17 protein-coding genes are annotated in these 19,717 nt (G+C 72.2%); 4 read left to right on the top strand and 13 right to left on the bottom strand.

Annotation, left to right across the window (positions count from 1 at the left end):
- Positions 1–42: 42 nt before the first annotated feature.
- Positions 43–858 (bottom strand): 4'-phosphopantetheinyl transferase family protein, encoded by an 816-nt coding sequence (locus tag ACFWVV_RS15035; RefSeq protein WP_384357211.1) that lies wholly within the window; start codon positions 856–858, stop codon positions 43–45.
- 31 nt (positions 859–889) lie between these two features.
- Entirely contained in the window at positions 890–1,819 is a 930-nt protein-coding gene (locus ACFWVV_RS15030) for a TauD/TfdA family dioxygenase (RefSeq protein ID WP_384357209.1), read from the bottom strand.
- Positions 1,820–2,348: 529 nt separating this feature from the next.
- On the opposite strand from ACFWVV_RS15030, the gene ACFWVV_RS15025 reads away from it, so the two are divergent.
- Positions 2,349–2,876: a flavin reductase family protein gene (locus ACFWVV_RS15025; RefSeq protein ID WP_384357207.1), complete on the top strand. Its 528-nt coding sequence runs from the start codon at positions 2,349–2,351 to the stop codon at positions 2,874–2,876.
- Between the two features lie 52 nt (positions 2,877–2,928).
- On the opposite strand, the gene ACFWVV_RS15020 is transcribed toward ACFWVV_RS15025, so the two are convergent.
- Together ACFWVV_RS15020 and ACFWVV_RS15015 are read right to left on the bottom strand one after the other, a co-directional pair.
- Positions 2,929–4,038 (bottom strand): LuxR C-terminal-related transcriptional regulator, encoded by a 1,110-nt coding sequence (locus ACFWVV_RS15020; protein ID WP_384422701.1) that lies wholly within the window; start codon positions 4,036–4,038, stop codon positions 2,929–2,931.
- Positions 4,039–4,176: 138 nt separating this feature from the next.
- Complete coding sequence (locus ACFWVV_RS15015) at positions 4,177–4,605, bottom strand: hypothetical protein (protein WP_384357203.1); 429 nt, start codon at positions 4,603–4,605, stop codon at positions 4,177–4,179.
- 382 nt (positions 4,606–4,987) lie between these two features.
- Between ACFWVV_RS15015 and ACFWVV_RS15010 the strand changes: the two genes are divergently transcribed.
- Positions 4,988–5,206, top strand: coding sequence for an MbtH family protein (locus ACFWVV_RS15010; RefSeq protein WP_384357201.1), 219 nt, complete (start codon positions 4,988–4,990; stop codon positions 5,204–5,206).
- Positions 5,207–5,315: 109 nt separating this feature from the next.
- Here the strand turns inward: ACFWVV_RS15010 and ACFWVV_RS15005 are convergent, their stop codons facing one another.
- From ACFWVV_RS15005 to ACFWVV_RS14975, 7 genes are all read right to left on the bottom strand, one after another.
- A complete protein-coding gene (locus tag ACFWVV_RS15005) occupies positions 5,316–5,600 on the bottom strand; it encodes an acyl carrier protein (protein WP_384353685.1) in 285 nt (94 codons plus the stop codon).
- 83 nt (positions 5,601–5,683) lie between these two features.
- Positions 5,684–7,375 (bottom strand): acyl-CoA dehydrogenase, encoded by a 1,692-nt coding sequence (locus ACFWVV_RS15000; RefSeq protein ID WP_384353687.1) that lies wholly within the window; start codon positions 7,373–7,375, stop codon positions 5,684–5,686.
- The gene (locus ACFWVV_RS14995; RefSeq protein ID WP_384353689.1) at positions 7,372–9,096 is read right to left on the bottom strand and encodes an acyl-CoA dehydrogenase family protein; all 1,725 of its coding nucleotides are present in this window, start codon (positions 9,094–9,096) and stop codon (positions 7,372–7,374) included. Before ACFWVV_RS14995 ends, ACFWVV_RS15000 begins: the two co-directional genes overlap by 4 nt.
- On the bottom strand, positions 9,096–10,871 hold the full coding sequence (locus tag ACFWVV_RS14990) for a fatty acyl-AMP ligase (RefSeq protein WP_384353691.1): 1,776 nt from the start codon (positions 10,869–10,871) through the stop codon (positions 9,096–9,098). The genes ACFWVV_RS14995 and ACFWVV_RS14990 overlap by 1 nt, the downstream gene beginning before the upstream one ends.
- A gap of 87 nt (positions 10,872–10,958) precedes the next feature.
- Positions 10,959–11,741, bottom strand: a complete 783-nt coding sequence (locus ACFWVV_RS14985) for a thioesterase II family protein (RefSeq protein ID WP_384353693.1) — start codon at positions 11,739–11,741, stop codon at positions 10,959–10,961.
- A 666-nt stretch (positions 11,742–12,407) separates the two neighbouring features.
- Complete coding sequence (locus tag ACFWVV_RS14980) at positions 12,408–14,777, bottom strand: ABC transporter permease (RefSeq protein ID WP_384353695.1); 2,370 nt, start codon at positions 14,775–14,777, stop codon at positions 12,408–12,410.
- Positions 14,777–15,544, bottom strand: coding sequence for an ABC transporter ATP-binding protein (locus tag ACFWVV_RS14975; protein ID WP_384353697.1), 768 nt, complete (start codon positions 15,542–15,544; stop codon positions 14,777–14,779). Before ACFWVV_RS14975 ends, ACFWVV_RS14980 begins: the two co-directional genes overlap by 1 nt.
- A 109-nt stretch (positions 15,545–15,653) precedes the next feature.
- Here ACFWVV_RS14975 and ACFWVV_RS14970 point away from each other — a divergent pair, with 109 nt between their 5' ends.
- On the top strand, positions 15,654–16,874 hold the full coding sequence (locus ACFWVV_RS14970) for a sensor histidine kinase (RefSeq protein ID WP_384353699.1): 1,221 nt from the start codon (positions 15,654–15,656) through the stop codon (positions 16,872–16,874).
- A complete protein-coding gene (locus ACFWVV_RS14965; protein WP_384353701.1) occupies positions 16,859–17,506 on the top strand; it encodes a response regulator in 648 nt (215 codons plus the stop codon). Before ACFWVV_RS14970 ends, ACFWVV_RS14965 begins: the two co-directional genes overlap by 16 nt.
- An 80-nt stretch (positions 17,507–17,586) precedes the next feature.
- Here the strand turns inward: ACFWVV_RS14965 and ACFWVV_RS14960 are convergent, their stop codons facing one another.
- Together ACFWVV_RS14960 and ACFWVV_RS14955 are read right to left on the bottom strand one after the other, a co-directional pair.
- Complete coding sequence (locus tag ACFWVV_RS14960) at positions 17,587–18,531, bottom strand: TauD/TfdA family dioxygenase (RefSeq protein ID WP_384353703.1); 945 nt, start codon at positions 18,529–18,531, stop codon at positions 17,587–17,589.
- Between the two features lie 141 nt (positions 18,532–18,672).
- Positions 18,673–19,713, bottom strand: a complete 1,041-nt coding sequence (locus ACFWVV_RS14955) for a MupA/Atu3671 family FMN-dependent luciferase-like monooxygenase (RefSeq protein ID WP_384353705.1) — start codon at positions 19,711–19,713, stop codon at positions 18,673–18,675.
- Positions 19,714–19,717 lie beyond the last annotated feature (4 nt).

The following is a 19,717-nucleotide window of genomic DNA, read 5'->3' as shown; positions in this document are numbered from 1 at the left end:
CCGGGTGGCGCTGCCGCGGTGGTCGTGTCCGTCCCCCCGCCGTCACCCGCCCGGGTGGGGTGCGGGGGCCAGACCGGCCCCGGTGGGAAGAGGTTCGGCGAGCGGCAGCACCGAGAGGCGGGGTCCGCCCGGGTCGATGAGCAGGATGGGGCCGGTGCTCTCCGGTTCCCTGGCCAGCGCCGCGTACCGGTCGTGTCCGATGGGCAGGTCCCGTACGAGCCACAGGTCGGGGCCGCGGGGTTCGACGTGGCGCACGGTCACCGGGCCCGGCAGGTGGGGAGCTACGTCGATGCTGCTCAGGTCGGCCACGACGCCGACGCCGCTCGCCTTGGCGACGGCTTCCTTGCGGGTCCAGGCGCGGTAGAACGCGGCGGTGCGCGACGCTTCGTCGGGCAGCCGGGCGAGGTGGCGCAGTTCGGCTCCGGACATGACGACGAGCGAGGTGCTCCATATGTCGTCGAGGGCGCGGGCGGCTTCGAGGTCCACTCCGACGGGGCGTTCGGCGGCCACGGCGAGCAGCCAGTACGGGCCGGAGCGGGACAGGTTGAAGTCGAGTCCGGTGCGGGGGAAGAGCAGCCGGGGGCGGCCGTGGGCGGGGTCGGGGCAGCGCGGGCACGGCCAGCGGCCCATGCGCAGTTCCCTGGGGTCGGCGTTGCAGTATCCGGCCAGGATGCGGCGGACTTCGGCGTGGGCGTGGGCGTACCAGGTGCCGACGGGTGCGGGGCGGCGCAGGGCGATGTCCCGTTCCTCCGCCGAGAGCAGGGCGAGTTCCCCGGGGTCGGGTTCGTCCCGGGCCCGGCCCTGCCAGAGGTGGACGGCGTCGTTCCTTCGCAGACTTTCGTAAGAGGCATCGTGCATGGGTCAGCTTCCTTGACGGGGTCGGGGGACGTCAGTCCGACATGGCCACGCAGATGCATCGGTGGCCGGTGAAGGGGCGACGGCCGTGGGCAAGTGCCACGTTGTCGAGAAGCATCAGGTCGCCGCGGTTCCAGGGGATGTCCACGGCGTGCGCGAAGCCCCGGTCGGAGATCTGGACGACGTACTCCTCGGGGATCGGGGAGCCGTCGGTGAAGGTGACGTTCCTGGGGGGTGCGTCGACCGGCAGGACCCTGGCGAGGGCGGCGCCGGCGGGGTCCTCGTCCTGGCCGGGCGGGTACCAGCGGTGGACCTGGTTGAACCAGACCTCGGCGCCGGTGACGGGGTGGGCGACGGTGGCGGGCCGGATGCGTGAGACCTGGATGCCTCCGTCCGGCTTCCAGCACCATTCGTCACCGGTGCCGTCGAGGAAGACCTCGACCTCTTCGCGCCGGTTGGTCTCGAAGGTGTCCTGCCAGCTGTCGCCGAGGCCGGGGCCGTCGTGCAGGTGGCGGACGTACCGGACGCCGGGGGCGAACCGTTCGCGCACTTCGGGGTCCAGGGCGGCGAGCCAGCGTGCGCCGTCGACCACGACGGTGGCTCCGCCGGTGGTGGGGGCGGTGCGGCAGTGCAGGGCGAGGCGGGTGGGCCAGGCGTGGTTGCAGCTCATCTCGTGGTGCGGCGGGACGAGGGCGTGGGGCCGGTCGTCGCGTGCGATCCGGCTGTCGCCGGCGATGCGGTCGCACCGGCGTGCGCGGTGGAACCGGTTGGGCAGCACGAGGCCGAGGATGTCGTCGAGGGTGTCCGCGGTGATGTCGAAGTCGCGGAAGACGACGGCCTTCTCCTCGGTGAGGAGGGCGGTCAGTTCGTCCTGACCCATTGCCTCCAGCCGCTCGACGAGCTCTTCGGGGCCGCCGATTCCCTCTGGGTCGATCTCCAGAGGAGTCCAGTCCTCCATCGCCATAGCGGCCTTTCTTCAGCGTCTCAGCGGGGTGCCGAGCTGCCGGGTGGCAGCCGCAACCTGTGTCGGGGTCGGGCGGCCGGCCTCCGACCGTTGCCCGGTGAGAGGGGAGGAGGGAGCGAGCGCCGGACGCCTACGGCACGTGTCCCATCGAATGCGGGTCGCCTACTGCGTTCCTATGCCTGCGCCTGGTGGGGGGGCGGGGGTGCGGATGCCTGAGGGGCGGCCGGGGCGCAGATGTCCGAGGGGCGGCCGGGGTGCACGGCCGGCGGCGACCGGTACGACGTGATCACCCTCGGGGCGGGCCGGTGGCTGTGCGGTGCCCGGGCGGTGGGGCGGGCCGGGGTTTATAGGCGGCGCGTAGAGGCCGCGGGGAGCTTTTGCCCTCGACGATGTGACGGAGACGCCACCTGCTTCCTCCTGGAGCTTTCTCCCTGGAGGGCGGTGACGACGGCAGCGGAGAACCGGTGGGGGGCAGCGCCGGTGCGCCACCGTCCGCCTCCGTCGTTCCTTCTGCCCTGTGAGGTTCTTCGTGAATACGACCGCCACCGCGATCCGGCTCGACCAGCGTCGCTTCCGAGAGGTACTGGGACGGTTCTGCACGGGGGTGACGATCATCTCCGCCGTCGACGAGGGCCAGCCGGTCGGTTTTGCCTGCCAGTCCTTCGTCTCGGTCTCCCTCGATCCGCCACTGGTGTCCTTCGCGGTGGCGAACACCTCGACGACCGGGCCCCGGATCGAGCGGGCGGGGTCGTTCTGCGCGACCGTGCTGAGCGCGGACCAGGCCGAGTTGTGCCGGGGGTTCGGCAGGAGCGGCGGCGACAAGTTCGCCGGGGTGCGGTGGAGTCCGGCCGCGGTGACCGGCTCGCCGCGGATCGGTGGTGGCCTGGCCTGGGTGGACTGCCGGATCGAGTCGGTGATTCCGGCCGGTGACCACCGGATCGTGCTGGGCCGGGTGACGGATCTGAGTGTGGCGGACGCCGCCGAGGATTCGGGTCCGCTGCTGTTCTACCGGGGTGGTTTCCTCGGTTCGCCGCAGCCGCGGGTGCTCAGCGCCTGAGTCCGGTCTGGCCCTGCGCTCTTCGGGGCCCGGCCGGCCCGGTGTGTGTCCGTCAGGAGTTGGCGCCCGCGCGGGGACCGGGGACGGCGGGAATCGTCTTCGGGTCCTGGTCCAGAAGGCTTTCGAGCGCGTGGTCGGAGTCGTTCTCGTTGTCCGGCGACCGGATGTCGTCGAGCCAGCCGAGGTGGGCGGCGCGCAGCCCTGCCTGGAACCGGCTCTTGGCTCCGAGCCTGCCCATCAGGTCGGCGGTGATCCGCCGGCCGGTGCGTACGGAGACCCCCAGTTTGCGGGCCACTCCCTCGTCGGTGAAGCCTTCGCCGAGCAGTCGCAGGACGGCCTTCTCCTGGCTGGTCAGTCCCTGCGAGTCGGTGCTGGTCCGCTGTCTGCGGGCGGTGGTGAGGGGGGCGGCCCGCTCCCACATGAGGTGGAAGAGCTCAAGGAGGCAGGCGAGCAGGCCGTGGCCGCGGAAGAGGTGGGCGCCGGTGCCGCTGTCGTCGGGGTCCATGGGCAGGATGGCCGCTTCGCCGTCGAAGACGATCATGCGGGAGGGCAGCGAGGCCACGGTGCGTACGTCGTCGCCCAACTCGACCAGCCAGCGGGCGTGTTCGAGGGTGGCGGGGTCGTTGTAGATGCTGTCCAGGTAGATGGTGCGCACGGCCACTCCGCGTTCCCTGAGGGACTGGCTGAGCGGTCTGCTGGCCTTGCGGTTGTCGGAGTTCTGGTGGCCGCCGGGGGCCAGGGTGATCAGGCTGCGCTCGCAGTTGAGGGTGAGTTCCTCTATGCGGTCGCGTATCTGGTCGATGCCTTCCAGCCGTTCGACCTCGCCGCGCCCGCGGTTGCGGGAGAGGGAGAACTCCTCCATCAGCCGGGCGACCTCCACCCGTGCTTCGGCCATCTGGCGCTGCCGGGCGAGCAGGGTGGACTCCTGGCGGGCCAGCAGGGCCTGGAGTGCCACGTCGGGGCTGGTCGCGCGCAGTTGTCCCGGGACTTCCCAGGAGGGCCGGATGAGGCCGAGCCGCACGCAGTCGTCCAGTGCGCTGCGTACCGTTTCGATCGGGCGGCCGACCAGCCGCGTCAGTTCCTCGATCGAGCCGCACGAATTCAGTAAGGAGGCTCGATAAACCTCTGTTGCGTCCTCGCTCAATCCGATGGGCTCCAGCACGCGTCCCCCACGCCTGTCGTACGAAATCACCGTAAGCTCTCCACGACGCGGCGTAGCATAACACGTAATTACGTCCAAAATAAGGCCACCCTTCCCCGGCCGTAGGAAGGGTGCGCGGCAGTGGAATTACTCAGTCTGTCATCCGGAGAGGCCGGCCGGGGGTGTCTGCCAGCCCGGCTCGGAAACCGCACCGGCGTCCGCCTGCACGCCTTCCGGGGGTGTCTGCCAGCCCGGATCCTGCGTCACGGGGTCTCCGGCCTGCACACCTTCCGGAGGCGTCTGCCAGCCCGGATCCTGCGTCACCGGGTCACCGGCCTGCACCCCGGCCGGCGGCGTCTGCCAACCGGGGTCGGGAACCGTCTCGACGGCAACCTGCACCCCGGCGGGCGGCGTCTGCCAGCCCGGGTCGGGAACCGCCTCGACAGCCACCTGCACCCCGGCCGGCGGCGTCTGCCAGCCCGGGTCCTTGTCACTGGCAAATGCGGTTCCGGCAGCCATCTGTACTGCGCCCACCGCGACGAGGGCGGCGATGCCGACGGAAAATTTCTGGAATACAGCGGACTTCATTTCCGGACTCCCCTAAGTCTTTCGAACTCGGACCGCCAAACACTTCCGAAAGTCCGCCGTCTTCCCCTCGGCGGGATTCCCGGCCGGTGCTTGCCGTGTTTCCACGAGATGGATTCTTGCCGCCCCAAACAGGCCACCGCCAGGCAAAGAACCTTCATCCTGTTGCGTTGGCATCAAACTGACAGCAGCCGCCCCGGGGGCCTCCGAGGCCCCCCGCGCACCCGGCTGAACGGCACAACCGCAGGCAGCGGCGGTGGGCTCGCCGCGCCGCGGGCATGCCCCCGCCGGGGCATCGTTCCGGCCCGGCGGCGTAGGAATCCTGTAGGCGGGCGGCCGAAGCTCTCACCAACCGCAATTCCGCGCGCACTTGTGAGGTGTCACCGTGGCCAATCCGTTCGAGAACGAAGAGGCGTCGTACTACGTGCTCGTCAACGACGAGGGTCAGCACTCGCTGTGGCCGGCGTTCGCCGAGATCCCATCGGGCTGGCGGACCGTGCACGGGGAGGATTCCCGTGCCGCCTGCCTCGAGTACGTCGAGAACAACTGGACCGACATGCGTCCGCTCAGCCTGGTCCGGGCGATGGCGGGCAGCGCGGCCTGATCCGCGCACAGGGAAGGGGGCCGCGGTGGGATCACCACCGCGGCCCCCTTCCCTTGTGTGCCCTGCGCGGACCCGGCACGGGGTGGGTGCCGGGTCCGCGCAGGGATGGTCAGGCGGCCTGTGGGCGCCGCTCGTCCATCTCGACCAGGACGTACTTGGCCAGTTGGGCGACAGTCGGGAAGTCCCAGATGACGGTGGGGTCGAGGGCGATGCCCAGCCGCTCCTCCACGTCGGCGGCGAAGGCCACCACGGCGATGGAGTCGAGGCCGTACTCGCCCAGTTCCCGGTCCGGGTCTATGGGTTCGGTGAGGTCCGGCAGGTATTCGCCGACCCGCTCGATGAGCCAGGTCTCCAGGTCGGCCGGGACGGTGGAGTCGAATCCGGGTGTGAGCACGAGGGTCTCCTCGGGTCGTGGAACGGGACGGAGGGAGGAAAGGGCAGGTGGGGGGCAGGCTTGTGGGGGCCCGGCGGCCGCTGTCACGCGTACTCCCGGGCGGTCAGGCCGAAGGACAGCCGGCGGTCGTCGCGCTCCAGGAGCTCCTCGACGAGCGCACCTTCCACGTCCGCCGGGAGGGCGACGGGCGCCGCCTCCTCGAATCCGGCGAGCCGGGCGAGTGCGGCGGCCAGCCACTCGGGGCGGGAGAGGAAGTCGCCGGTCGGCGCGTGGCGGTACACCCCGAGGCAGGCCGCGGCGGCGAGCGCCACCGTGTAGCCGGCCGCGAGGTCGCGCACGGCCACGTCGGCGGAGATCGACAGGTCCCTGGGCCGCAGGGCCGCCGCCGCGTCGGCGAGTGCGCCGAGGCGGCGTACGTGTTCCTCGACGAGGGGACGCAGCCCTGCCGGGAGGTCCTCGTCGAGTGCCGTGGCGAGCGAGGCGGCCAGCCGGTCGCGGCCCCCCGACGCCATGCGCAGCCCGGGCAGGCTGAGGGCGGGCAGGAGGGTCTCGGTGGTGAACAGGCCGGCCGGGGCCGTTGCCGGGTTCCGGCAGGAGCGGGCGGCCAGGCCGGGCAGCTGGGGCAGCAGTGCGGACAGGCAGGCGGCGCGGGCGATGTGGCCGAAGCCGATCGGCTTGACGTCCCTGGCGAGCTTCTGGAACACGGCGTGCTCGCCGTCGCGGCGGTAGAACTCCGAGCCCATGACCTGGGAGAGCCGCTCCATGGCGTCCAGCAGCATCCCTGCGACCAGGTACTTGACCGCGGGGGCGTGGACGCTGCCGGCCTCGGGGGTCAGGTGCAGGGCGCGCGCCGCGGTGCGGGAGAAGGCCTCGCAGATCAGCAGGTCCGTGAAGGCCTCGGCCAGGGTGGTGCGCACCATGGGGACGGCGGCCGCCTCCTTGCCGTAGAGCCGGCGGCCGCGGGTGTGGTGCAGGGTGACGCGCAGGGCGCTGTCGAGCAGGCCGGTGCTCATGGCGGGCAGGGCGATGCGGGTCAGCTGGAAGGCGCGGGCGGCGGTTTCGACGCCGGTGCCGGGGTTGCCGAGCAGGACGTCGTCGCCGACCGGCAGGCCGGTGATCTCCATGCCGCCCAGGCGCACGCCGCGCATGCCCACCGAGCGGTACCTCGGCAGGAACCGTACGTGCCGGGGGTCGAGCCGGTCGGCGGGCAGCAGGAGCTGGGAGCGGGAGCGGGGGCCGCCGCGCGGGTCGGTGCGGGCCAGCACCACGAGGGCGTCGGCCCGGTCCAGGTTGGCGATGGTCTCCTTGCGGCCGTGCAGGGTCAGCCCGTGGCCGGCCGGGGCTGCTTCCGCGGCGAACTCGGCGGCGCCGATGTCGTTGCCGTGGGCGAGTTCGTGGAAGGCGCAGGCGATCTTGCGGCCGTTCAGGAGGAGGCCCGCGGTGGCGTCCTGCTGTCCGGGTGAGCCCGACGTCCAGACGTTGACCCCGGCGAGGAGCTGGCCGGCGCAGTGCCCCAGGCCAAGGGCCGGGTCCCTGCGGTAGACCGAACGCATCAGTTCGATCATGTGGTCGGCGCGGGCGAACCGGCCGCCGAGCTTCTCGGGGACGAACTCGGCGAGGATGCCGAACTCGTCGAGGGCCGCTTCGGCGGCGGCCGCGGTCTCCTCGCGTTCGTCGGCGGCCACGGACGCGGCGAACCCGGTGGGGTTGGACCCGTCCCAGGGGTCGCCGAGGAGCTTCTCCAGGTGGTCCGTGCGGGACCGTACGTCGCTCATGCGGGCACCTCCGCCGGTGCATGGGTGCCCAGGACGCTGACGTGGGCGCCGGCGTCGGTGGTCAGCAGCTCGCCGAGGCGGTCGTACACGGCTCCCGCTGCGTGGGGCGGTGCGCCCAGGTTCTCCAGGGCCAGCGCGAGGCAGCCGCGCAGCCACAGTCCGTCCCGCCACCAGAGGTGGTGGTGGGCCTGCGGCCGGGCGCGGTACAGGGCGAGCGCGGCGGCGGCGGCGTAGCACCACTCGTAGCGTTCGGCGAGCCGCATGACGGCGGTGCCGGGGGTGCCGCCGGTGGGGCGGACGGCGGCCAGGTCGGTGCCCAGGCGCCGGTACTCGGCGAGGACCGCGCGTGCCAGGCGGACGGTTTCGGCGGCGGCGTCGGGGGCGGCGCCCGGGTGGGGGCCGCCGTCGGCGCCGAGTTCGGCCACCAGTGCGGGCAGGGAGCCGAGTACGGAGTCGCGGGGGGCCATCAGCCGCAGCCGGTCGGCGTCGAACGGGGTGCTCTCGTGCTCCTCGCGCAGCCAGTGGGCGGGCGGGGACGTGGGCGGGACGGCGGCCCTGCGGCCGCCGGGGCGCAGCAGGGGCAGGGCGGCGGCCAGGCCGGCCCGGTTGACCCAGGTGCTGCCGTCGAAGACGGGGACCACCTGGTGGTCGCGTTCGAGTTTGGCGAAGGCGCCGTATCCCTCGACTTCGGTGAGGAAGCCGCGGGCGCCCAGCAGGTCGCCGATCAGGCGCAGTTGGCCCTGGATGATGCCGGGGACGCAGGCCTTGGCGACGGCGGAGACCAGGCTGAGTTCTTCGGGTATCTCGTGGGCGGCGCGGGCGGCGGTGTGGGCGAGTGCTTCGGCGAGGAACTGGCGGGCGACGGCGCGGCCGGCGACGGCGCGGGCGTGCGGCAGCCCGGCCAGGGGCCTTTGGTAGAGGTGTCGTTCGTGCAGGAAGCGGCGGAGCAGGGCCAGCGCGTGGTCGCCGGCGCCCAGGGAGAGGGCGACGCAGGCGATGCGGGTGAGCTGGAGGGCTTTGAGGACGAGCTCGAGGCCGCCGCCGACGGTGCCGACGAGGGCGTGGGCGGGGACCCGTGCATCGTGGAATTCGAGTCCGCTGATGTCGGCGCCGCGGATGCCGTGGGTCGGCAGTTTGGGCAGGGGCTGTACGGTGCCGGCGGCGGTGGCGCGGGTGTCGACGAGGAAGACGGTGAAGCCGCGTGCTCCGCCGGCGGGGCCGGTGCGGGCAAGGACGCACATCAGGCGGCCCCGGGTGGCGTTGTTCACCGGCCACTTGCGGCCGTTCAGGCGCCAGCCGGAGCCGTGGCGGGTGGCGGTGAGGGTGTTGGAGAGCAGGTCGCTGCCGTGGCCGGGCTCGGTGAGTCCCCAGGCCACGGGTTCGCCGGCCAGGACGTGCCGGGCCAGCATCGCGGCGGGTCCGTCCTCGGCGGCGGCCCATACGCAGGCGCCGCCGAGGAGGGTCTTGCCGTGGCCCACGGCCACCGTCAGGTCGCGGGCGGCCATTTTGCGCAGGAGGGCGTGGGTCTCCTCCAGCTCGTCCATGCGGCCGCCGTAGCGCAGTGGCACGTAGTGCTCGGGCATCCCCCAGGCGTCGAGGGCGGCGCACGCCTCCGCGGGGAAGGTCTCCGTCTCGTCGTGGGCGGCGAGCAGCTCGGGGTCGAAGGGGCCGCCGGGCAGCGACCAGCGGGTGAGGTGGGCGTCGAGGCCGGCCGCTCTCATCACTCGGCGCCCGCGGCGGTCAGGGCCGGTTCGGCCTGGGCGGTGCGGTAGCCGTCGGACCACAGCGGCTCGAGTTCGCCGTTCGCGTACAGGACGCGCATGACCGACCGCTGGATCTTGCCGCTGGTGGTGCGGCGGACGGCGCCGCGCCGCATGAGCAGGACGGAGTCGGCGCGTACGCCGAACTCGCGGGCCACGGTGTTGCGCATGCGGGCGGCGAGGCGGGCGAGTTCCTCGTCGGTGCCGCGGCGGCGGACCTCGTGGATGACGACGAGGCGTTCCGCGGTGCCCTGGGCGTCGGGGACGGTGAGGGCGGCGCCGAAGGTGTCGGTGAGCTCCTCGTGGTGCCGGCGCAGTTCGTGTTCGATGTCGTGCGGGTAGATGTTGCGTCCGCGGACGATCATCATTTCCTTGAGGCGGCCGGTGACGTACAGCTCGCCGCCGACGAGGGTGCCGAGGTCGCCGGTGCGCATCCAGCCGCCGGTGTCCTGGTCGTCGCCGGTGACGTACTGGTGGAAGGTGGCAACGGTTGCTTCGGTGTTGTGCCAGTAGCCGTCGACGACGGAGGGGCCGCGCAGCCAGATCTCGCCGACGGACCCGGAGGGCAGGGCGCGGCCGGTGACCGGGTCGACGATCCGGGCGTCGAGGTCGCGCGGCTCTCCGCAGCTGACCAGGGCGCGCCCGGTGCCGTCGGCGGCGGGCACCACGCGGCCCTGTTCCAGCTCGGTGGGGTCGCAGTGCAGGACGACGGGGATGCGGCCGGAGGTCGTCGAGATGAGCAGGGTGGATTCGGCCATGCCGTAGCAGGGGGTGCACTGTTCGAGGACGAGGCCGGTGGGGGCGAAGCGGGTGGCGAAGGCTTCCATGACGCTTGCCTTGACCGGTTCGGAGCCGCTGATCGTCTGCTCCCAGCGGGACAGGTCGAGGTCCTCGATGCCTTCGTCGGGGACGCGGGTGAGGCACAGCTCGAAGGCGAAGTTGGGTGCGGCGGACAGCCCGATGTCGAAGTGGTCGACCAGTTCCAGCCAGGCGCGGGGGCGGCGCAGGAAGGCCGTCGGGGTCATCAGGGCGATGCCGTGGCCGGCCAGCAGCGGGGTGAGGATGTGCCCCATGAGGCCCATGTCGTGGTAGTTGGGCAGCCAGCCGCCGTAGCGCTGTCCCTCGCGGACCGGGAGGTAGGTGTCGATGTTCCCGGCGTTGACGAGGAGGTTGCGGTGGGTGGTGACGCTGCCCTTGGGGTCGCTGGTGGAGCCGGAGGTGTACTGGAGGAGGGCCAGGTCGTCCGGGGCGGCCGCGTGGGGGGTGAAGGGGGTGGCCAGGGGGGCCGGGTCGACGTCCGGGACGAGTACGGGGACGTCGAGGTTCTCGGCCTCGGCCCAGGCACTGACCTCGGCGTGCTCGTCGGGGGAGGTGAGGACGCAGCTCACCGCGGCGTCGCGGGCGATGCCGCGCACTCGGCGCTGGTCCTGCTGGTAGCGGCCGGGCATGGAGGAGGGCACGGGGACCAGGCCGGCGTAGAAGCAGCCGAGGAGGGAGACGACGAACTCCGCTGAGTTGGGGTGCAGGAGCAGCACCCGGTCGCCGGTGCGGCAGCTGCTGAGCAGCCTGCTCGCGCAGACGCGGGCCGCCCGGTCCAGCTGTTCGTGGGTCACCCACTGGGCGGAGGCGGGGTCGGAGGGGTCCCTTACGATCGCGAGGACTTTGTAGTCGCCGCGGGTACGGGCGTTCTCGGTGAGGATCTCGACGACGTTCGAGGCGCCGGACAGGTCAGCCATGCTGCGCGTACTCCTGTGTCGTGGGTCGGGCCCGGACCGCGGGGCCCGGGTCGCCGGGTCCTTGTCGCCGGGTCAGGCCTGGTGGGGTCAGACCTGGTGGGTGACGTGGCGCCGGGTGGGGAGCCAGGGGGCGAGCACGTCGAGGACGGCCTGCTCGTCGGTGAGGTAGAAGTGGCCGCCGGTCAGGGCCCGGGTGCCGAAGGTGCCGCTCGTGCAGTCGCGCCAGCGGTGCAGTTCCTCGGGGCTGACGTCGGGGTCCGTGGTGCCGCCGAGGGCGAGCAGCGGGGCGCCGACGGGTACGGGGGTGGTCCTGCGGTAGCGGGCGACGACCCCGAAGTCGGCCCGGATGGGCGGCAGGACCAGGTCGAGCAGCTCGGGGGCGGCCAGCAGGTCGTCGAAGGAGTCGTTCAGGCTGCGGAGTTCCTCGATGAGTGCGGCGTCGTCGAGTTCGTGCCGGTCGTGCTCCTCCCGGTGGTGGGGGGCGCGCGAGCCGGAGACGGCGAGGAGGTCGACGACCCGGCCGTGGCGGCGCTCGAGTTCGAGGGTCACCTCGTAGGCGACGAGAGCGCCCATGCTGTGGCCGAACAGGGCCAGTGGTTCGCCGAGGAAGGGTTCCAGCGCGTCGGCGACCGGGCCCACCAGGTCGTCCATGCTGGTGGGGGTGGGCTCGCCGAGCCGGTCCTGGCGGCCGGGGTACTGCACGGCGTGCACTTCGACGTCGGCCGGCAGGCCGGCGGGCCAGGTCCGGTAGGCGTGTGCGGTGCCTCCCGCGTGCGGGGCGCACACGAGCCGGCACCGGGGCCGGGGCACCTGGCGGAACGGCCTGAGCCACCGTGACTGCGTACGCAGGTCCGGAATCGTCACTGTCATCGCCTCCCATCGCGCTTGCGCCGACCAGCAGAGTCAGTGGCGCTATCCGCGCTCTATAAGCGACGGGGGCGGGGGGTGGTGCGTCCCGGTTTCGGCGAGGTTGCCCCGGGGGGGGCACGGGGGGCGGGGGTACGGGGACGGGGGTGTGGCGAGGGTACGGGTACGGGGACGGGAGTGTGGCGGGGGTACGGGGACTGGAGTGTGGCGGGGGTACGGGGACTGGAGTGTGGCGGGGGGCGTACGGGGTGGGGGTGTGCCGGGGGCGGGCGGGGAGGCGGCCCCGGGGGATGTGCGAGGGCGGGTGGGGGCGGGTCCGGGGTACCGGCGGAAGCGGGCCCGCGGGGGCTTCGGGGGCGGGGCCCCGGGTGCAGGGGTGCCACCGGGGGCGGGCGGGGAGGCGGCCCCGGCCGAGGTGGCTCCGAGGTGCAACCGGCTGCGACCACAGAGGGGCCGGCGGAAGCAGGCCGCGGGGCTTCGGGGGGGCGGGCGCAGGGGTGCCACCGGGAGCGGGCCAAAGAGCCTCCGGGGCCGGGCGTGACGGAAGGCGGCCCCGGGGGTTTCCCCGGGGCCGCCTTCGCCGTTTCCCTGCCCGCTGTGGTCGTTCGGTGTTTTCGCCTCCTTCCTCTTCCTCCGTACTCGGGCGGGCTCCGGTGACTTCCCTAGTGGCTAGCGGGACTTCTTCAGCGTCTTGCCGGTGACCATCACCCCCGCCAGGACTGCTGCGGCCAGGGTGCCGAGGACCGCGGTGGTGATGGCGCCGTTGTTGAGGTGCAGGCCGACGTCGGAGGAGGTGGCCTGGGAGAGGCCGGAGGCCATTCCGGCCAGCGGGGGCAGCGTCACCAGGATGCCGAGTCCGGCGCCGACGCCGACCAGCATCGCGGTCTCGCCGGCGGCCAGCTTGAGCAGCTGGCGGACGGTGCCGCCGGCGGCCTTCATGACCGCGAAGTCGCGGCGGCGGCCGTGGGCTGCCATGGCCATGCTGTTGGCGACGGCGATGACGCTGTAGCCGACGGCGATGGCGATGAGCATGGCGGCCAGGCTGTCGGTGAGCTTGGCGTCGGTGTTGTAGTCGTCGAGGGCGTACTGCAGGGCGTCGTGGACGGCGGTGCCGGGAACCGCGGCGGAGGCCTTGTGTCCGGCGGGGACGAAGATGTCGTCGGTGAGGGCGGCCGGGTCGTGGGCCCGGACCAGGTCACGGGCGACCACGAAGTCACCGCGGGCCGGGTCGTCGGGCAGGACCTTGCTGACCTTCAGGGTGACGGTGGTGCCGTCGGCGAACCGGACCGGGGTGTTCTGACCTTCCTCGAGGCCCAGTTCGGTGGCGGTGCGCCGGCCGAGGACGGCCTCGCCGGGCTTGTTCCACTTGGCGTCGCGGGTGCCGAGTACGTCCAGGACGGTGTGCTTCTCGCCGATGTAGGCGCGGGTGGGGAGGGATGCCTTGCCGACCGGGTTGGCGGCGACGGCCTCGTCGGTGTTTCCGGGGGTGCCGTCGGAGGTGACGATGGTCTGTCCTGCGACCTTGAGTGCCTCCCCGGCGGGGTAGGCGACGCGCATCGTCTCGACCGCTCCGCTGAGCAGGACGGCGAAGCCGACGGCTGCGATGACGGGGGCGACCAGGGAGGCGGCGCGGCGGGAGTTGGCGGTGAACTCGGAGCGGACCAGGACGGGACCGGCGGTGCCTCGCTTCTGGAAGGGGGCGGTCAGGAAGCGGCCGATGGGGCCGACGAGTGCGGGGGACAGCAGGGCCGCGGCGACGATGAGCGTCATGGTCGCGAAGAGCGCCATGCTGATGCGGCTGTCGGCGCCGGTGGTGGCGGTGGCGATGGCGAGTACGGCGCCAAGGCCGAGGACGGACAGGCCGGCGATCCAGCGGCCGCGCCCCATCCCGTTGTTGGCGGAGCGGCTGTCGAGCAGGGCCTCGATCGGGGCGACCTTGGCGGCCTTGCGGCCGGCGGCCCAGGCTCCGATGACGCTGACGCCGATGCCGACCGTGGAGGCGGCGAGCAGCGGCCAGGCGGCCACGGAGACCTCCATGCCGGGCGGGGTGACGTCGAGCCCCTTGAGGATGTTGCGCAGGAGCGGGGCGGCGGCGATGCCGGCCAGGCAGCCGACGATCGAGCCGAGCAGGCCGATCACGGCGGCCTCGCCGAGGATCATGCGGCGGATCTGGCTGGGTGCGGCGCCGATGGTGCGCAGCAGGCCGATCTCCCGGCGGCGCATGCCGGTCGACAGGACCAGCATGGAGGCGACGACGAAGACGGTGGTGAACAGGCCGAGGGCGGCCATGGCACCGATGAGCTGGACGCCGAGGTTGCGCTTGTGCTCGACGTACTGGGGCTGGAGTTCGGAGCGGGCTTCGCCGGCCAGGACGTTGCCCTTGTCGCCGAGTGCCTGCTGTGCGCCGGAGGCGATGGCCGCGGCGGACGCTCCCTTGTCCGCGATCAGGGCGAGGGAGCTGACGCCGGGCTGCTGCTGGGCGGCGAAGGCGTCGCTGAAGTAGTAGCCGGGGCCGTCGACGGTGCCGGAGACGGTGAACTGCTTGCGGCCCTCGGTGATGTTGACGGTGAGCTTGCTGCCCGCTGCCACGCCCAGGGCGCGGTCGACCACGACCTCGTCGTTCCCGCTGGGGGCCCGGCCGGAGACGAGCGAGTAGGGCGCCATTTGCGCGCTGCCCCAGCCGTGTCCCGCTTCCGCGGCGCCCTCGTCGGTGACGGGCTTGTCGCCCTTCAGGGCCTGGGCGTAGAAGGAGCGGTCCACCACGACGGCGGCGACTCCGGGGACGGCGTCGAGCTTGGCCTGGAGCGGGGCGGCTTCGGCCGGGCTCCACGGCATCCGGTCCTCGGGGCTGCCTTCCTGGTCGAGTGCCTGGTGGGGCAAGGCCAGTGCGGTGGTGGCGGTGTAGCGGTCCTGGACGGTGGGGCGGGAGGAGTCGTAGATGACGAGGGTGGTGGTGATGAGGGCCACGCCGACCATGACGGCGAGGAAGGCTCCGAGGAAGCTGGACCAGCGTTCGCGTACGTTCGCGATGATCAACATCACGCCTCCAGCCGGGCCATGTGAGCGGCGATCGCAGCGGCGTTGTTGCTCTGCGGGTCCCTGTTCAGCGGGATGCGGTCGGCGATCCGGCCGTCCTTGATGAAGACGACGACGTCGGCCACGGAGGCCGCCACCGGGTCGTGGGTGACCATCAGGGTGGTCTGTCCTTCCCGGTCGACCAGCATGCGCATCATCCGCAGTACTTCCTTGGAGGTGACGGTGTCCAGGGCGCCGGTGGGCTCGTCGGCGAAGAGGACGTCGGGGCGGGTGACCAGGGCCCGGGCGAGGGCCACGCGCTGCTGCTGGCCGCCGGAGAGCTGGCTGGGCCGGTGGGCGGCGCGGTCGGCCAGGCCGACCGAGGCGAGTGCGTTCGCGACCTGTTCCGGGTTGACCTTGCGGCCGGCGAAGCGGGAGGGCAGTTCCACGTTCTGGGCCGCGGTGAGCGACTCGACGAGGTTGAAGGCCTGGAAGACGAAGCCGATGTGCTTGCGGCGGAGCTCGGTGCGCTGCTTCTCGTTCTGCTTGCCGATGTCGACGCCCGCGAGAACAATCTGTCCGTCGGTCGGCTGCTCCAGTCCGGCCGCGCACTGCAGCAGGGTGGACTTCCCGGAGCCGGAGGGGCCCATGATCGCGGTGAAGGTGCCGCGGGGGAAGCCGATGGAGATGCTGTCCAGTGCGGTGACCGCGTGGTCGCCGGTGCCGTGGACCTTGCGCACGCCGTGGAGTTCGACCGCGTCCTGTACGGAGGTTTGCCTCGTTGTCGTCATGCATTGATCTCACCGCACGAGGGGGGGTCGGGGCACTGACCCGCTCTCTACTTCCGGGGTAGTGCCAGCACTACCCCGGTCGGCCGAACTGCCGGGCTACGGTGGCCACATGCGTCCCACAACGGCCTGGCAGGCCATGGCTCAGCGTCCCATGAGCTTTCTGACATCGAGCTGGCCCTGGCGCTCCCTGGCCTACTTGAGCAGCGGTGTTCTGGTCGGCACGGCAGCGGTGGTGATCTTCGCCGTCGGTCTGGCCGGCGGGCTGGCGCTGCTGCTGGTGCTGATCGGGATCGCCCCTCTGGTGGGGCTGGTGATGGCCTCCACGGTGGTGGCGAGGCTGGAGCGGCAGCGGCTGCGGCTGGTGGACCTGGACCGGCTGCCGGACCCGCACCGGCGTCCGAACGAGCCGGGCACCAGGGCGTGGGTGGCGACCCGGATCAAGGAGCAGGTGACCTGGCGGGAGCTGGTGTTCACGCTGATCTCGTCGGCGGGGCTGTGGTGGGTGGACCTGATGGTGCTGCTCTTCTGCTTCGGGCTGCCGGCCGTCTTCCTCAGTTCCCTGGACAGCGAGACCTGGCCCTGGGCGATCTTCGCGGCGGTGGTGCTGCTCGCCTCGCCGTACACGGTGACCTCGTGGGCGGGGGCGCGGGCGGCGATGGCGCGCACCTTCCTGGCCCCGCGCGACCGGGAGCTCGGCGAGGAGCTGCGCGAGGTGCGTGCCTCGCAGGTGCGGCTGCTGGACTCCTTCGACGCGGAGCGGGTGCGGATCGAACGCGATCTGCACGACGGTGCGCAGCAGCACCTGGTGTCCCTGGGCATGACGCTGGGGATGCTGCGCCTGGACACGCCGCCGGGCTCCCCGCAGGCGGAGCTGCTCTCCCAGGCGGAGTCCCAGCTCTCCACCGCCCACCAGGAGTTGCGGGCGCTGATCAGGGGGCTCAATCCCCCGGTGCTGGCCGATCACGGGCTGGTGGCGGCGATCGAGGACTACGCCGCCCGGTTCCCGATCCCGGTCGAGGTGGACCTCCGGCTGCCCGAGGGGCTGCCGAGGAAGGTGGAGACGACCATGTACTACCTCCTCAACGAGGCGATGACGAATATCGCCAAACACAGCGGAGCCGCGAAAGCGGAGGTGCGCGGTCGATACCATGCGGATCTGTTGATCTTCGACATCACGGACGACGGCCACGGCGGCGTCGACACGGAAGCGGGCAGCGGGGTGACCGGGCTGGCCGACCGGGTCAAGGCGCTCGACGGGCGCATGCGGGTGTCGAGTCCGGTCGGTGGTCCCACCCTTTTGCATGTGGAGGTTCCGTGTCGCTACGCCTGATCGTGGCAGAGGACGCTGTGTTGTTGCGCGAAGGCCTGGTCGGGCTGTTGCAGCGGGTCGGGCACGAGGTGGTGGCGGCGGTCGGTGACGCCGACGCGCTGGTGGCCGCGGTGCGCGCCGAGCGGCCCGACCTGATCGTCACCGACGTACGGATGCCGCCGACGCTGAGCGACGACGGGCTGAAGGCGGCGGTCCAACTCCGGGAGGAGTTCCCCGGGTTGCCGGTGCTGGTGCTCTCCCAGTACGTGGAACGCTCGTACGCGCTGGGCCTGTTGGACTCCGGCGGCGGGGCGGGGGTGGGCTATCTGCTCAAGGAGCGGGTGGCCGCGGTGGCCGATTTCACGGCTGCCATCGACCGGATCGCCCTCGGCGGGACGGTGGTGGACCCGGAGGTGATCCAACAGCTCGTACGGCTGCGGAAGGACCCGCTGGAGGGGCTGAGCCCCCGGGAGCGCGAGGTGCTCGCGCTGATCGCCCAGGGCCGCACCAACTCCGCGATCGCGGGCGAGCTGTTCATCAGCGACGCGGCGGTGAACAAGCACATCGGCAACATCTTCGCGAAGCTGGATCTGCCGGTGGCCACCGAGGGGCACCGGCGGGTGCTGGCGGTGCTCGCCTTCCTGCGGTCGTGAGGAAACCCCCGTCCTCCCGGGGAAGGGGGAGGACGGGGGCACGGTGCGGGGCCCGGCGGACCGGGCTGGGGGGCGGCAGGTCAGTCGGACATGGCCACCAGGATGCGGCGGGCGCCTTCGAAGGGGCGGCGGCCGTGGCCGGTGAGCACGTTGTCGATCAGCAGGACGTCGCCGACGCGCCAGTCGACGTCGACGGCGAGCTCCAGGCCGCGGTCGCGGATCTGGGTGACGTACGCGTCGGGGATGGTGCTGCCGTCGGCGAAGGTGACGTACTGGGGGAACTCCTCGGGCGGGAGGATGTCGTACAGCTCCTTGGACGTCTCGTCGCCGAGGCCGGCCGGGTGCCACTGGTCGGCCTGGTTGAACCAGACCTCGGCGCCCGTCACCGGGTGCGTGGTGGTGGAGCGGCGGTGCTGGACGACCCGGATGCCGTCCGCGTTCCACTCCCACTCGGCCTGGGAGGCGGTCAGGAAGCGCTCCACCTCGGCCCGGTCGTCGGTCTCGAAGGTGTCCTGCCAGCTCTTGCCGAGGCCGTACCCGTCGTGCAGGTTCTGCACGTAGCGGATGCCGCCGGCGAACGCCTCGCGGACCTCGGCGTCCAGGGACTGAAGCCAGAGCGCGCCGTCGATGACCGGGGTGGCGCCTCCGGAGGCGGCGGCCGTCTCGCAGTAGAAGGCGAGCCTGGCCGGCCAGCGGTGGGCGTAGTTCAGCTCGTTGTGCATGGAGATGGTGAAGCGCTGCGGGTACTCGGTGGAGGTGTAGAGGTTGCCGCGCACCCGGGTGCGCGGGGAGTTTCCGTGCACGTACGGCAGCCGGTTGGGCAGCAGCCGGTCGAGGACGGGCTCGATGGACTCGGGCGTGACGCCGAAGCCGCGGAAGACGAGCGCCTTGTGCTCGGTCAGCAGGTCGGTGAGCCCCTGCGCGCCGAGCTCGGTCAGGTGGTCTGCCAGGTCGCGGCCCTGGGCCTCGGCACCGGTGATCTCGCGCGGGGACCAGGTCCGGTCCGCCCGCAGGGTCGTGCTCATGACGTCTCCTGTCTCGTCGTCCGACTCAGCCGAGCCGTGTGACTTACGTGGGTTGCGTGACGTGCGGGGCTTGCGTGACGTGCGGGGTCTGCGGGGCGCGCGTGCGGTACGGACCTCGCGTGGCGTACGGGGTCGGGCGGCTCAGCGGGACACGATCTCGTTGAGCTTTCCGAGCTTCTCGATGCCTTCGAGGACGGCCCGGGGGTCGACTCCGAAGTCCACCAGGCAGCCGATCTCGTCCACGCCCAGCGACCGGACGTGGGGCAGCAGTTCGGCGGCGCGCTCGACACTGCCGAAGAGGCCGCCGGTCTCGAAGTAGCGGTCGAAGGCGCGGGCCGCGAGGTAGTCCATGTCCGCGGCGTTCATCTCGGAGAGGTCGGTCTCCTTGCCGGTGAAGGACTTGGCGGTGAGGTTGGCGGAGCTCTTCAGGTAGTTGGTGAAGGGCTCGCGGACCTGCTCGCGGACCTGCTCCAGGTCGTCACCGAGCAGGGTGTGCAGCATCAGGACGACGTGGCCGCCCCAGCCGTCGTGCTCCTCGGCGGCCACCCTGCGGTACTCGGCGATCTTTCCGGCCACTTCCTCCAGGGACTGGCCCAGCAGGTGGGTGAGGATCCCGGCGCGCATCCGGGCGGCGGCCCGGAAGGTGTCCACGCCGCCGGCCGAGGTCAGCCAGATCGGCAGCTCGCTCTGGACGGCGGGCGGATAGGCCTTGATCTCGACCGGGCGGCCGAGGCCGTCGGTGGTGGCGAGGGACTCGCCGCGCCACAGCCTGCGTACTTCCTCCGCCGTCTCGCGCACCAGGGTGCGGCGCTCGGCGTGGTTCTCCGGGCGCAGGGCGAAGTCCACGGTGTTCCAGCCGGACGCGAAGGCGACACCGGCCCGGCCGCCCGAGAGGTTGTCCACCACCGACCACTCCTCGGCGATCCTCGCCGGGTGGTGCAGCGGGGCGACGACGCTGCCCGCGCGGATGCCCACCCGCTGGGTGGACATGGCCAGGGCCGCGCCGAGCACCGCCGGGTTGGGGTAGGCCCCGCCGAAGGGGTCGAAGTGGCGCTCCGGCGTCCATACGGCGGCGAGCCCGGACCGGTCGGCCAGCTTCGCCCCCTCGATCAGCAGTTCGTAGCGGCCGGCTTGGCCGGGCGCGGTGGAGTCGTGCGCGAAGTAGAAGAGGCTGAGGTCCATGGAC

It is taken from the genome of Streptomyces sp. NPDC058663, assembly GCF_042716745.1.
In the GTDB taxonomy this organism is placed as follows: Bacteria; Actinomycetota; Actinomycetes; order Streptomycetales; family Streptomycetaceae; genus Streptomyces.
The sequence above is the reverse complement of the archived record's forward strand: the minus strand, read 5'-3'. Positions and strand labels throughout refer to the sequence as shown.

Bases quoted from the DNA above. Each gene is read 5' to 3' on its own strand.
- ACFWVV_RS15035 (WP_384357211.1), bottom strand. From the start codon at position 858: ATGCACGATGCCTCTTACGAAAGTCTGCGAAGGAACGACGCCGTCCAC.
- ACFWVV_RS15030 (WP_384357209.1), bottom strand. From the start codon at position 1,819: ATGGCGATGGAGGACTGGACTCCTCTGGAGATCGACCCAGAGGGAATC.
- ACFWVV_RS15015 (WP_384357203.1), bottom strand. From the start codon at position 4,605: ATGAAGTCCGCTGTATTCCAGAAATTTTCCGTCGGCATCGCCGCCCTC.
- ACFWVV_RS15000 (WP_384353687.1), bottom strand. From the start codon at position 7,375: ATGAGCGACGTACGGTCCCGCACGGACCACCTGGAGAAGCTCCTCGGC.
- ACFWVV_RS14995 (WP_384353689.1), bottom strand. From the start codon at position 9,096: ATGAGAGCGGCCGGCCTCGACGCCCACCTCACCCGCTGGTCGCTGCCC.
- ACFWVV_RS14990 (WP_384353691.1), bottom strand. From the start codon at position 10,871: ATGGCTGACCTGTCCGGCGCCTCGAACGTCGTCGAGATCCTCACCGAG.
- ACFWVV_RS14985 (WP_384353693.1), bottom strand. From the start codon at position 11,741: ATGACAGTGACGATTCCGGACCTGCGTACGCAGTCACGGTGGCTCAGG.
- ACFWVV_RS14980 (WP_384353695.1), bottom strand. From the start codon at position 14,777: ATGTTGATCATCGCGAACGTACGCGAACGCTGGTCCAGCTTCCTCGGA.
- ACFWVV_RS14975 (WP_384353697.1), bottom strand. From the start codon at position 15,544: ATGACGACAACGAGGCAAACCTCCGTACAGGACGCGGTCGAACTCCAC.
- ACFWVV_RS14970 (WP_384353699.1), top strand. From the start codon at position 15,654: ATGCGTCCCACAACGGCCTGGCAGGCCATGGCTCAGCGTCCCATGAGC.
- ACFWVV_RS14960 (WP_384353703.1), bottom strand. From the start codon at position 18,531: ATGAGCACGACCCTGCGGGCGGACCGGACCTGGTCCCCGCGCGAGATC.
- ACFWVV_RS14955 (WP_384353705.1), bottom strand. From the start codon at position 19,713: ATGGACCTCAGCCTCTTCTACTTCGCGCACGACTCCACCGCGCCCGGC.